The organism is Neolewinella agarilytica, assembly GCF_900110645.1.
Classification (GTDB): domain Bacteria; phylum Bacteroidota; class Bacteroidia; order Chitinophagales; family Saprospiraceae; genus Neolewinella; species Neolewinella agarilytica.
On record NZ_FOFB01000012.1, the window covers coordinates 97,950 to 110,543 of the forward strand.

9 protein-coding genes are annotated in these 12,594 nt (G+C 48.5%); 2 read left to right on the top strand and 7 right to left on the bottom strand.

Annotation, left to right across the window (positions count from 1 at the left end; genetic code table 11):
- Positions 1–37 precede the first annotated feature (37 nt).
- The gene (locus BM123_RS12080) at positions 38–1,813 is read right to left on the bottom strand and encodes an OmpA family protein (protein WP_090168823.1); all 1,776 of its coding nucleotides are present in this window, start codon (positions 1,811–1,813) and stop codon (positions 38–40) included.
- 185 nt (positions 1,814–1,998) lie between these two features.
- Between BM123_RS12080 and BM123_RS12085 the strand changes: the two genes are divergently transcribed.
- The gene (locus BM123_RS12085) at positions 1,999–2,883 is read left to right on the top strand and encodes an RNA polymerase sigma factor (protein ID WP_090168825.1); all 885 of its coding nucleotides are present in this window, start codon (positions 1,999–2,001) and stop codon (positions 2,881–2,883) included.
- Positions 2,884–2,887: 4 nt separating this feature from the next.
- Entirely contained in the window at positions 2,888–3,643 is a 756-nt protein-coding gene (locus BM123_RS12090) for an anti-sigma factor family protein (protein WP_090168827.1), read from the top strand.
- A 231-nt stretch (positions 3,644–3,874) separates the two neighbouring features.
- Here BM123_RS12090 and BM123_RS12095 read toward each other — a convergent pair whose 3' ends face one another.
- From BM123_RS12095 to BM123_RS12115, 6 genes are all read right to left on the bottom strand, one after another.
- Entirely contained in the window at positions 3,875–5,986 is a 2,112-nt protein-coding gene (locus tag BM123_RS12095) for a CHAT domain-containing protein (protein ID WP_175489350.1), read from the bottom strand.
- Between the two features lie 727 nt (positions 5,987–6,713).
- The gene (locus BM123_RS12100; RefSeq protein ID WP_090168831.1) at positions 6,714–8,462 is read right to left on the bottom strand and encodes a S8 family serine peptidase; all 1,749 of its coding nucleotides are present in this window, start codon (positions 8,460–8,462) and stop codon (positions 6,714–6,716) included.
- A 121-nt stretch (positions 8,463–8,583) separates the two neighbouring features.
- Entirely contained in the window at positions 8,584–10,008 is a 1,425-nt protein-coding gene (locus tag BM123_RS12105; protein WP_090168833.1) for a replication initiation protein, read from the bottom strand.
- 514 nt (positions 10,009–10,522) lie between these two features.
- Entirely contained in the window at positions 10,523–10,990 is a 468-nt protein-coding gene (locus tag BM123_RS23925) for a hypothetical protein (protein WP_139211862.1), read from the bottom strand.
- Between the two features lie 243 nt (positions 10,991–11,233).
- A complete protein-coding gene (locus BM123_RS12110) occupies positions 11,234–11,773 on the bottom strand; it encodes a helix-turn-helix domain-containing protein (protein WP_090168835.1) in 540 nt (179 codons plus the stop codon).
- Positions 11,760–12,239, bottom strand: a complete 480-nt coding sequence (locus BM123_RS12115) for a hypothetical protein (RefSeq protein WP_090168837.1) — start codon at positions 12,237–12,239, stop codon at positions 11,760–11,762. The genes BM123_RS12110 and BM123_RS12115 overlap by 14 nt, the downstream gene beginning before the upstream one ends.
- Between the last annotated feature and the right edge of the window lie 355 nt (positions 12,240–12,594).

The following is a 12,594-nucleotide window of genomic DNA, read 5'->3' on the forward strand; positions in this document are numbered from 1 at the left end:
CAACTTCTCCGCGAATGGGGATTTAGCGTTTAAATGATTAATTACAGATCAGCTTCGCTTCGGTACGGCGGTTGATGCGGTGTTCGCTCTCGCTACAGTTCACCCCGTTGGCACAACGGTTAAGCAGACGCGTTTCTCCGTAGCCACGGGCCAGGATGCGGTCCCGGCTGACGCCCTTACCGATGATGTAATTGACGGCACTACCAGCCCGCTGTTCGCTCAGGTTCTGATTGTAGCCCTCCGTGCCCCGGCTATCCGTATGAGAGCCTAGCTCGACCCGGTCACTCGGGTTGTCTTTGAGGTATTGCACGAGGCGATCGAGCTCAAAGCGGGCTTCGGTAAGGATATCCCACTTGTCGAGGTTGTACTTAATGTCAAGTACCGCATTGTGGGTACAGTCGAAATCATCGACACCGAGCTCAAGCTCCACGAAGAGTGTGGTGCTGCGCACCAACCCGATAGTAGAGACGCGCTCGATATCCGACAAGCGATTTTGCTTGCTGCCAACGACGGTGTAATCCGTTCCACCATCCAGCTGAAACTTGAATTTTCCGCCACCATCGGTGTTGTCCTGAGCTACGCTGCCCGTCCGCTCACTCGTCAACCGCGCAATCACGTTGGGCTCCGGGCTACGATCGCGCTTGTTCCGCACAACGCCTTTGAGGATAAAGCGGAGGTCTTCGTAGAAGAGTTCTTTACGGACGATGACGTCAGGTCCGAACTCAACCTCTGCAGCGGAAGCGGTAGTGGTAGCGATGCCGTAGAGCCGGCCTTCAATGACGTAGTTCCCGTGTGGGACGTCAGGAAACTCGACAATACCGTAGGCATTCGTCGTACCGGTAGATACCGGCTGGCCGTTCATATCCTTCACCACTACGTCAGCATCAGCAAGGAGCTGTTGCGTCGGCGCATCGCGGACGGTAACGATGAGCCGGTGCCCATCATTCGGACAACAGCTGGTACATATCTCTTCCTTAACCTCCTTTGCTCCTGCGCGCGCGCCACCAAACCGATAGCGCATCGTCAAGGCTCCACCAACAGAATAAAGGTCTCCGCAAACAGGATTTTCCGGATCATTCATAACTACGTTTGGTACTGCGCCTGACCTTACCGTGTAAGGATTGGGGCTCGAATCGTAGACGTTTTCTCCATGGCTGATTGTCATCGTACCGCCAGGCCCAACATCCAGTTGGTTGTCAAAGTGGACCTGAAAGTGGCGCATATAATACACGCTAACGCCAAGTGAAAAGCGAGGAGAAAAATCATAGTTAAGCTCCAAGTCAAGCTTAGCCGCCCATGCCGAGGTATTGAAGCCTGTATTAATGAGCTGCGGACTACCATTCGCTTCTTCATAGACGTCACCGCCACGCAACCAGCTACGACCAACCGTTGGTGTAAGCTGGAAGGAAAAATCGGAAGGGCCCAGATAAGTCCGGTAGCTAGGACCAATGCCCACGTATTGCCGTGACAAGTTGTTTTGCTGCCGCGTTACGGGGAACGGCATACCTGCATAAAACACCTCCTCTGGAAGCAGGCTCTCAGGTCGCGTTTGAAGATTAGCATACACCAGTCGCCCACCAAAATGACGGGAGAAAAAGTAATCTGCCTTAACGTCAAAATAGTGGCCACCCCGGTATTTCAACTCGTTGTAGGGAAGGTCGAACAAGGGGTAGTCGTAACCTAAAGAGGCGGATAGGGAGAAAGGGGAGAAATTCTGGACTGGAAGAGGTGCTGTGCTTTGGCCTTTTGAAACGTTGCTTAGCAGTAACGCCAACAGAAAAAGCAAGCCACACAGGTTTTTTTGAGGGTACATAAGGATTTGATTTGAAGAGTGAATAGGTTTTAGTAACTACCTCGGAGGAGATCCATCGAGGTCTGTTTTCACCCTACTATCTCTTATCCCTTTACTTTTGTGACCGCCTCTGACTTTTTTTTCTTTTCTTTGGTAAAAGAACCTCGGTGGCTGGCAACACACCAACATCAAATACAAAACCCGCAATGCAGGACGATCTCGCCCTGTTTCAATACCTTCAGGTAGCCAGGACCCCAATCCCCGGAGCAATATTTTACCGCCGGGCCAGAGCCCTTCTCTTAGCGTATGAAGCTGAACAGAAGCGGTACGGAGAAGAAATACTCAAAGCCATCAGCAAGGCATTTGCCACCTTCATCGACGCCGTACAAACCGGGGCACTCCCCCACCCCGTAAAGCACAGTTTGTGGCACACTTTTCTCGCCTTCTATAAGGCATCTACTAAAAGACCGTTTCAGGAAAACAGCAATTCCCTCCAGGCAACCTATTTCGCCAGAGATATCCTGTTGGTCGCTATTTCAGAAGACAAAGACAACGCCTTCAACGCCATCACCACTGCTTTCAAAGCTTCATCCCAAAAGGTGATTGAACGCAAATACCCCACCCAGGCCGTTGACTTTGAAGACGTTTACCAGGAAGCAATGATTAGTCTATTCAAAAACCCACCTTCCCCTGACAAAGCGCATACCGCCCAGCTCTTTTCCTTTTTCCGAACAATTCTCGTCCGTAGAGCAGCAGATGCCTTCCAACGTGATCAAAAAATTGACCCGCCGGAAGATTTAACAATTAATCCTTCGGAGAACCGTAACAATATCAATGATTTTACAGATCATATTATTGAAGCGAACAACCTCGCCGAGCTTTTTGGCAGTGACGACATCGACAAGATATTGACCAAGGCCCTCAACAAATTGGGCCCGGACTGCCGTTCTCTTTTAAAGTATAAGTACTTTGACCAATTAAAACAGCGCCAAATAGCCGAAAAAAAAGGTTGGAGCACTAACTCTGTAGGAACAAGAATAAGCCGGTGCCTCTCCAAAATTAAAGACATCCTAAACGGAGGTAAGAAATAACGTAATGACTGAGCAGCAAATACAAGCCTATGTGATGGGGGAATTGCCTCCGGAAGAAGCCGCTCTGGTAGCGGAGGCGATTGCTCAGGACCCAAGCCTGGCGGCTCTCGAAGAAGAGTACAGAACCATTAAGGAAGGATTTCGAAGACAACGCGTAAAGGCCCTTCAGCAGGCAACGCTTGACTACGACAAGACGCTCCCACCACCGCCAACGCCTCCAACTTCAGGTGGTTGGGTCAGGGGCATCCGCTTTGGGTTGATTGCGCTTATTACCGCCATTGTACTAAGCGCAGGCCTGGCGATTCAGAAAAAAGGGTACTACGCTGACGAGGCCGTCGCACAACGCTACTTTCAAGATCCACCTGATACCCGCGTAGCTGGTGCTAATGGTGACATTGACAGCATTGGGCAGCTACGGTTTGACAACGCTATTGAACAATATTTTTCAGGCGATTATCCCGCAGCACACGCCAACTTTGAGCAACTGGCTGATGTGGAAGGGTTCGTTGCTTCCGCAAAGCTCTACCTACCCCATGCTTCCTTTAAATTAGAAGACTATACTACGGCAGCCCTAGAGTTCGAAGCAGGCTTGCAGGACCCCAACCTTGCCCCACCAAGTCTCAGACTTTTGCGCTGGAACAATATCGTCAATGACCTCGCCCTGGGCAAAGACATTGTGCCCAGGCTCGAGGATGAGAAGTGGCCCCAAAGCTTTAAGGCCGAGGTACTCCGGGAAGAACTGGACTCCTTTTGGAGGTAATGGCCCCACCATCAGCCTTTTAGTAATAGTACAGTGGAATTTAAATTATCGGTCATTGAGGTTGCCCCTCGGGGACCGGGGGCTATTGCAAGGCCATCCGCGCGTTGCGCGCGGATGAATAGTCCCAAAACGCCCGGTGCCCGGGTAAGCTTCGAGCGAGCCACGACGAAGGAGAGGCGAACCGAGAAGCGCACCAAGGGCCTCTTAAAGTGTTTAAAAACTAAACTGGTCTTACTGAACAAAAGAAGCCTCCAGTACTTTGCTGCTACCCGTATTGAGGAAGGCCGCCCAGTAGTAAGGATGCTCGAAGCCTTCTCCTGAGCCCAGGAAGTGAAGTTTAGCACCACGTAAAGCCTCATCTCGCCGGTCTCCGGCGGCCAATTGCTCGTAAAACCGATCAAATAGCTCGGCCTTCGATGCCTGGTTAGCGACCCATAAGGAGGAAACTACCGACCGGGCTCCCGCAATCGCTCCAGCCCGGCTCAGGCTGATAACCCCTTCTTCTTGTGCCAGTTCTCCTTCCCCCGTTCTACAGGCACTCAATACCAGTAAATCAACGTTCAGCTTTTTCGCTTCCAGATCAGGGAGACGAAGTAAGCAGTACACTCCCTTTTCCGGTAAATCAAGCACCAAAAAGGACTGGGAAATATTATCCGGAAACACCTCCCCGTGGCCGGAAAAATGGACTACTCCATAGCTGCCGAATTCAGCTTTTTCGACCAACTCACAGGCTTCCGGCCCACGCCATACATCGCTCCGGATATGTTTTTCTACGGCATCAACTTCTTGCGCTACGTAGCCCAAAGCGGCCAGGGAGATTTCCTTTCCGGAGGGTGCCATTTCGATGCTCCGGCCCTTTTCCTGAACGGGTGCGATTACCAATGCTTTAGTTCCTCCCGTATAAGCCGATTCAAGGCGATCCCGCCAAATCCCCGCTGAGAACTCATAGTTAACCGTATGGCTCACTAATAAGTAGGGAAGTTTGTCTCCGCTTGCGGGTCTCTCCGCTGGCACTTCCTCCGTGAGCAATGCGCCAAAGGGCAGGAAAGCCAATATACCATCAGGGATTATGGTAATCCTTTGATAATCTGAATGGTTGGGCAGGACAGACGCCACCAGGCTTTCATACAAGCGGAAGGAAAGATTAAGCCGTTCCTTCTCTTTTCCCTCCCGCCATGGCCGGTCATTACTCCACTTACGCCCCTCACCCGGTGCCGCCAGGCACGTCCCTAAGCGTTTGACCATACCGACCAGGCTATCGGTAAGAAGAGGAAGGCGTTTTATTTCAACCCCCTCTTTCGTCGCCAGGGCCACGTAGCCCGTCTCATCGCCAAGGAAGTAGTCAAGCACGATTTCATCGGCTTCCAGGGTTTTACTGATTCCTTCCAGCCCGATAAATTGCCCGTCGTATTCGTACACCGAAGTTTTCGATTGGTAAATCTCTTCCTGCTTCTTGTACATCTGAAGCTCCTGTCGATTGATTTTCTCCCCTATCTCACGCCGGGTTTTCACGTCTTTGGTTTTCCGTAGACGCCCTTTTAACGCATAAATATTCTCCCGTAAGTCCCTGACTTCCTGCAACGACTCAGTGTTTTGTCCGTCTTCTTCATTCAATGTCCTCCGCTGGCGCTCCTGAAGAATCTGGGCCTTCCCCCGCTCCAGATAGCTGATCCCCAACTGCTGATATTTTTCATCCCCGGTTTTCTGCCATTGCTGGTAAGAAAAGTTAATCAGCCCGTCGTAAAGGGCGCGTAGCTCTGCAATTGCCTGCCGCTTAGACAGCTCGGAACGTACCCCATATCGTAAAAAACCAATGATGCTGTCTACTCTGGCTACGCTTTCGATTACGCTTTCCAGCGGAAAAGCATCCGGCCGGCTGAGGTGCAGCGTACTCATAAGTTCGGCCTGGCTAAAAATAGGATCTTTAAGTTGCTGCTTATCCAACGCGAAAGCTAAACTGGGGGATTCAGGAAAACCATGGTAGGCCGTCGCCGCAGAATCCAGGTAGCCTAGTGCCGCCAGGGTGTCTCCCTGAAACAGGGAACTCTTTGAAAAATTTTCGTAGCAGGTGCCTTGGTCAGTATAGTGCTCGTTTAGACGGTATAAGCTGAGCGCTTTACGCAAGTAAGCTTCTCCTTTTTTGTACTCCCCTCCCCTAATTAGGATTCGCCCGAGATTATTATAACTATGGCCAGTACTAAGACTCTGTGAGTCGAGTACTATATTAAGCCTCAAGCCTTTGCGGACTTCTACTTCTGCACCTTTCAGCTCCCCTTCTTTATCCGCAATTGCAAAGTAGGTTTCATAGATATCAACAAGGGCCTTCGAATCCCAATAATTCATTGTGTCAATATTAGCAATGTACCTCTCGCCCTCCTTAATTATTTTTTTCGATTCTTCAAGCCTATCAAGCTCTAATAACGCGTAGGCGTAACCGTCCATCAACTGGCCACAATACCTATCACGTGGAGTATCTGTTCGGCATATTTCAGCCCCCTTTTCAAAAAAGGTAAAGCTACCCGCGAAATCTCCTACGTCCCTTAAATTAACACCAACCGTACGATATAGATATACTGCCTTTGCTGCATCCCCATCGCAAAGTTCTTTTGAGTAAATAAAATCCAGTCCCTTATTCGCGAATATGTTGGAGCTGTCTCGTATTCCTAATTTAAAGTAGTTGTTCGCGATGTTAAAGTACATCTGTATAACACGATCAAGAACAACTGTATCAGCGGCAAGGAATTGACCCAGTGCTTCTGAATATTGACGAATAGCACGACTTCTACCTCCAGGAACATCGTATAGCTGCCCTACCCGATAAGACAGATAGGCTTTTTCTACCGCCAGTGCATTCTCCTCCCGAAACAGCGAATCTCGCAGGGCTAACAACTTGGCTTTCTCTTTTTTATTCTTATAAGACAAAGCCCGCTTGAGGACAGGTCCTTCTTCGTACTTACATAAAGTAACCTTTGATTGGGTTACCTTCTCTTCTGTTTGGCACGCGGCTACAGTCAACAACACACAAAGGATCGTGGAAATACGGATTAGAACGTTTGCCATGTCGTTAGCTTTAATAACCAATTGAAGAAAGAAGAGTAGTATCATCTGTATAATCATAAATTCTGAAGTCCCCCGCGCACATATCATTTCCAGCAACTGTTTGTGCGAGTAACGCGACCTTTGTCGCCTCTGCACTCAGCTTAACTCCTCCGGCATACATTTTTATAGCTGCCTGCCGAGACATCACCGCAGCAGACATAGAAGTGCCGCTCAATCTGATGGTTTGGTCAGTTCTCACTAAAGCCCCCATAATATTCGATCCAGGAGCAGCAAGATCTGCGGAGGTCCCGTAGTTTGAATAACCCGCTAACTTCAAGTCTCCCACCGGTTCATTATTGGTGAACGTTGCTAGTGCAGCAACTGAAAGAAACGCTTCCTTAATCCCCGTAACCGTGCTAAAATTAGACGGCCAATGCAGACAGCTATCTACAGAGACACTATCATTTCCCATAGAGGCAATCATTAGAATGTCAGCATCTGCCGCTCGTTGGATGACGTTCCTCAATACCTGATGGGTATCTGTTGAGTAATAACCCCAGCTCATATTGATGATATCGACCTTCTCGGCCGTGGCGTAACTGATGCTACAAATAGCCGAAAACAAATCGCATTTGAATACCCCCGGGTTACTACTCCAACCAGTATAACCACCAAACTGGAGTGGCAGTATTTTTGCGTTCAGCCCAGGTATATTGTTTGCCGAAAGGACCGTGTAAGCAATGTGGGTGCCATGCCCTTTTAGGTCAGACGGATTATTGTCTTCATGGAAAAAGTCGTAGCCGAAGAAATCATCCTCCAGGCAGTTCCCATCATCGTCCGTTCCATTGAGCGTAATAGAGTTACCATAATCGAACGAATTAATGCTCTGGCTCAAGGGCCAAGCAGTAAATTCATCAGTAAAAACATGCGTCGCAACAAGGGTCGATGAATTTTTAAGGTATTTGTACAACGGATCAACTCCCGTATCAATTATAGCGATTCTGGGGCTCGCTGGCGTCAAATCCTCTTGCTCAAGGACTGGAATTAAAAGGGTGTCACAAGGAAGATCTCTTGGAAAATCTTCATCCAGATCGGGATCTCGTGTATTTACGAACTCCTTTGGTCTTTCCGGTGAAGAAGCAGACGAAGGGGTTACCGTTGTACAAGTTCCTGCGTTTGTCGGGACAGTCCCCAACGCAAGGTTGTTTTCTTCACGGCGGTATATCTCATAATTGTGGCCAATAGCCCCAATCGGGCCATTGTTTTCTTCGGTAGAGGAGCTTCCTTTGGCAACACCGTTATTGATGTCGACATCAGGCGGTAGACTGATACTGATCAATATTAATCGTTCTTCACAGTTACAATCCTTAATGACTTTATACGAATTGATCTTCGGCGTAGCAGTAGGGTTGAACTGGAAAGCAATATCATTAAGTTGTTCCAGAAAGGCATCTTTCCCTGTATAGAAAACAGTAGAGCGACGAAGGCATCTTATACCTTGGGGGGCTTCCTTTACCTTAACGCGTATGCTATCCAGTTGATCATTTTCCTTTCGGAATGTACAAATTTGAAAACTATCCCGCTTTTCAGAGATGATATCGCAAACTTCGTAAAACGGGTTTAGTTGAACGATAAGCTCTCGTTCCTTCCTGCCAACATCCTCCCTTGGACAAAACGTTGAAGGTTCACATACTTTAGTTTTGGGGGGGCAGCCAGTAGTAAAAATTACGGTGAGTATTACCAATGTAAGGCAGGCATACAACCAATATCCGTTTTTCATAGTGTATAGTTAAATGGGTTTACTGCTAACTCTTTATTAACCAATAAAAGAGTCAACAGCGCTTTAATTTACTATACAATCTGCACTACTTAGGATTTTGTGACCAATCGCTAACCATTTTTCATGAATAAGTAGCCTTCTTCACCCCAGTAACCTCCTCCTCAAACCCCGCCAACAACTCCGCAAACTCCCCCTTCGCCAATTCCATAATCTTCGCCTTTACCGCGTCCACCAGGGCGCGGTCCTGACGAAAGTCTTCCAGCGTTAGCTTCCGCCCCAGGGCTTCTTCTTTCGTCTTGATGAAGATACTCGTAATCGCATCCGCCCGCAGCTTCTTCACCGCCTTGTCCGCAATTTTAGGGTCTTTAGCCGTTAGCTCTTTGATCTTCTCGTTGATGGCCAGTTTCTTACGTTCCTCGATTTCAGCTATGGCCAGTTTCTCTTCCTTCCTGCGCTCTTTCCGGGCTTTCTCTTCCGTCTCGTCCGTAAAGCCATCTTTAACCGCTTTCACAAAAAAGCCCGCTACGCTCTTCTTGATCTGCTGATTATACTTCGCCCGGTTCGTCACTCCTATCGCCTGCTCGATCTCCGCCCGGCTGTGCTTGTCCAGCAAATGCATAAATACCGAGGGCGTCACCCCGAACCGCTCAATCACGTCCCGATGGAACAAGTTGAACAATTGGTCTTTTTCCGTTTCCGCTACGACCTCTTCAGACTCCACCGCCTGACTCACCGGATCAGCGCCCGGTAACTCCAGACTAAGCTGCGAGATATCTTCTCCCCGCATCTCCGCCAGCTCAATCTCATTCTTCAGCCGAAAGGTGAATTTCATCGCCACCACTCGCCTACCCTCTTTGATCTTCTCCGTATCCGTCACCAACAAGTCCGTATACTTATTGATCTCCTTGATGGCCGGACGAATCACCCACCGGTTAAAATCACCAAACAGCCGGTACTTGTCCTCCACCTCAAACATGATCTTCATCTCATCCACCCGAATCTTCCGGGAGCCGATCGACTGGTACTGCTTCAGCAACTCATATACCCGGATCGGGTACACCCCCAGCTTCACCACGTTCTGAAGATCATAGGCCGTAAAGTTCTTCTGCAGCTGAAGCAACAACGGACGCATCACGTCCTCCACCACCACGTCAACGTACTCATTACTCTCCGCACCAGACTTCCCTTCTTCCCCGTCCTGCATCACGTCCACCGAACGAAGAATATGGTACAGCTTCTCCCGACCCACTCCTTTTTCCTCATAGTTCAAGACAAACTTCTTCGACATCAGGCTCTTCGCACCGTCCCGCAGGTAAGCATAAGAATCCCCCGACTTCAAACCAAATACGTTGATAACGTCCCGGTAACGAATACGATACGACTGAAACTCCTGGTCGTCCCGACGTATCTGCGACAACACCGACAAAAAGATCCGCGTCTCCCAGATATCAAACTTGTAACGCGACTCAATCAAATTGTTCGCCTTCTTAATCAGTACGATCTGATTACTCTTTTTCTTCTTCGATTTCCTAGACCTGGTTGCCATAACAAAGAGACTTTTGGAAAAGTCAATCCCACTGATATGAGGGAATTAGAACACAAAGTAAGGCTTTTCAAGTAGAAAATTTCCACAACTCTCATATTATGGTCCAAATACCTCATAGTACGCCCCGCCTGCTTCCTCCAAATCTCTCATATTTCACCTCAAGCCTTGCTCCAAAAATCTCATACTAGCCGGACAAGCTTGCACTCCAAATTTCTCATAACACCTACTACTACCTCTTCCATTTTTCTCATAATAATCCGCGAGGCCCTTATTTAGAGGTAAAGCATCTTTACGCCTGCTACTAGCTCCAAATTTCTCATATTTACCAGAGCACAGCTCCCCCCCCCCCCACACCTAATATCACTTACTCCATTCCCCACATAATCCCGGATCTTTAATCAAAATCACTACCGAAAGGGGCTCTCTCCTTCGGATGAGGGACTGGAGAGAGGTCTCCCTTAAACATGAGCCTTTTGGAAAACACCCCGGCAGCGCCTGGGTAAACGCTATCTTTTCACTCCAATTCTCTCATAAAAAGAGGGAAAGGAATCATTCTTTGACGGTCTCCTTCCAAAACACTCATAGCTCTTCCAAATTCATCATAACAGATTCCAAAAGACTCATACCTTTCTCCAAATCTCTCCTCACTTCGTTCCAGTATTCTCATAGATTCCTCCAAAAGACTCATAGATTGACTTGTAATAAGCTGACTATCAATTAGTTGCAAGAGCCTAAAACAGATAAAAGAATTAAAAAATAGAAAAGCACCAAAACACAGACCAACTCTTGTTGGTGATTCTATTTTTATTTCTTTTGTTCTGCTACCGCTGTGATCCGGGGTAGAAGCGGCCTGAAGTGTTGCCCCTCCCCCATTCCGCGGCCCCCCTCCCCAAAATTTGCGCCTTCTCAGCTCCAGATCTTTTCCAATTCTCTCACCTATGAGACTTTTGGAAAAACCAACTATGAGTATTCTGGAGACCAAGTCTTCCCTCCAGCTGCGCGGCAGCTACTACAATACTACCGACTACAATACTACACTACTTCCCCCCAGCTGCGAAGCAGCGTGCTCTATCCCCGCGCGGCAGCCTACAAGACTACCCAACCACAAGACTACATTACTCCCTCCAGCTGCGAAGCAGCGTGCTCCTCCCCTGCGGCAGCTTCAGCAACACCTATCCCGCGCGGCAGCCTACAAGACTATCCAACTACAAGACTACATTCCCCCCTACCCCGTCCGCAAAGCATTAGATACCCTTTTCGATTCTTCAGCTCTCTTTTCCTGGTCATTCATTATGGTATGTTCAAACTCCTTAGCGTATAGCCTCCACCAGTAGTGAGCAGGAAGTTCTCCGTTGCTATGCTTGTCCAGCCGGTACATCAGTTCGACGTTTGGCTTTTCCTTTCCGTTCAGGAGCCGGCTCAGCTTGGAGTGGTGTAAACCCAGGTCTTTTGCGAACTCTTTATTGGAACGATTGATGATACTAGAATACCCTTTCAACAAGCGAGCAAACGAGTAGGCGGGGTCAAATTCCTTCGTCTCGAAGTAGTCCTGCATCCGATACTTCAGCTTCATCAACCTTCCGAAGAGCTTCTCCCCTTCTGTCATTTCTGACAACCGCTTCATCCGAAGAGCTAAAAATTCCTGATGGTCAACTTCGCGCTCTTCAGCACTCACCTCATCATCGTTGAAGAGGTAGCCATCAACAATTTCCTCGTCCGTTAGGCGAGCACTGAGCTTAGCATACATTTTTTCACTCTTCTTCATCCTGTAGGTATTTTTTGATCAATTGGTTTGAACCTTCACCTTCGATACCCAGCAAACGGCCGTACTGCCTGAATCCATACACTTCCTGGTAAAGACTGATCAGTTTGGTTTTGGGCTTGAGCGAGACAAACCCAAAGTAGTCCCTGTCAAAGGCAATCTTGCAGGCTACGGCAATTAGACAACCTGCAATGTTGTCGATCGTTTTCTTTTTGCCAACGTTAGACTTACCAACTTCAATCAGATTAAGATGGATTCTGTACTCTTCAGGATAGTCCATTAGCGAAAGCAGGCCAAGGATATTTTCCTGCTTGTCTTTGAGGTAAATCTTGAAAACTTCGTTCCCAGATTCTGCCGTCCAATCAAAGCTAAATTCCCCCGATTTATCAATCAGAACATAGTCGTCATTCACCACCCTGCTTATTATAGATGGAAGAGACTCCCCAGTACTAATTTTCTTCAGCGGCATCCGCAAATTTTACAACCACAAAATACAAAAGTTGATGAAAAGCATCAACTTTTGTGAGGCTTATTTTAAGTGTAATTCTCTTCTTTTATCCCTCCAGCTGCGCAGCAGCGTACCCTATCCCTGTGCGGTAGCCTACAAGACTACCCAACCACAAGACTACATTACTCCCCCCAGCTGCGAAGCAGCGTGCTCTATCCCCGCGCGGCAGCCTACAAGACTACCCAACCACAAGACTACATTACTCCCTCCAGCTGCGAAGCAGCGTACTCCTCCCCTCACGGCAGCCCCTACATTACTACCGACTACAATACTACACTACTTCCCCCCAGCTGCGAAGCAGCGTGCTCTATCCCCG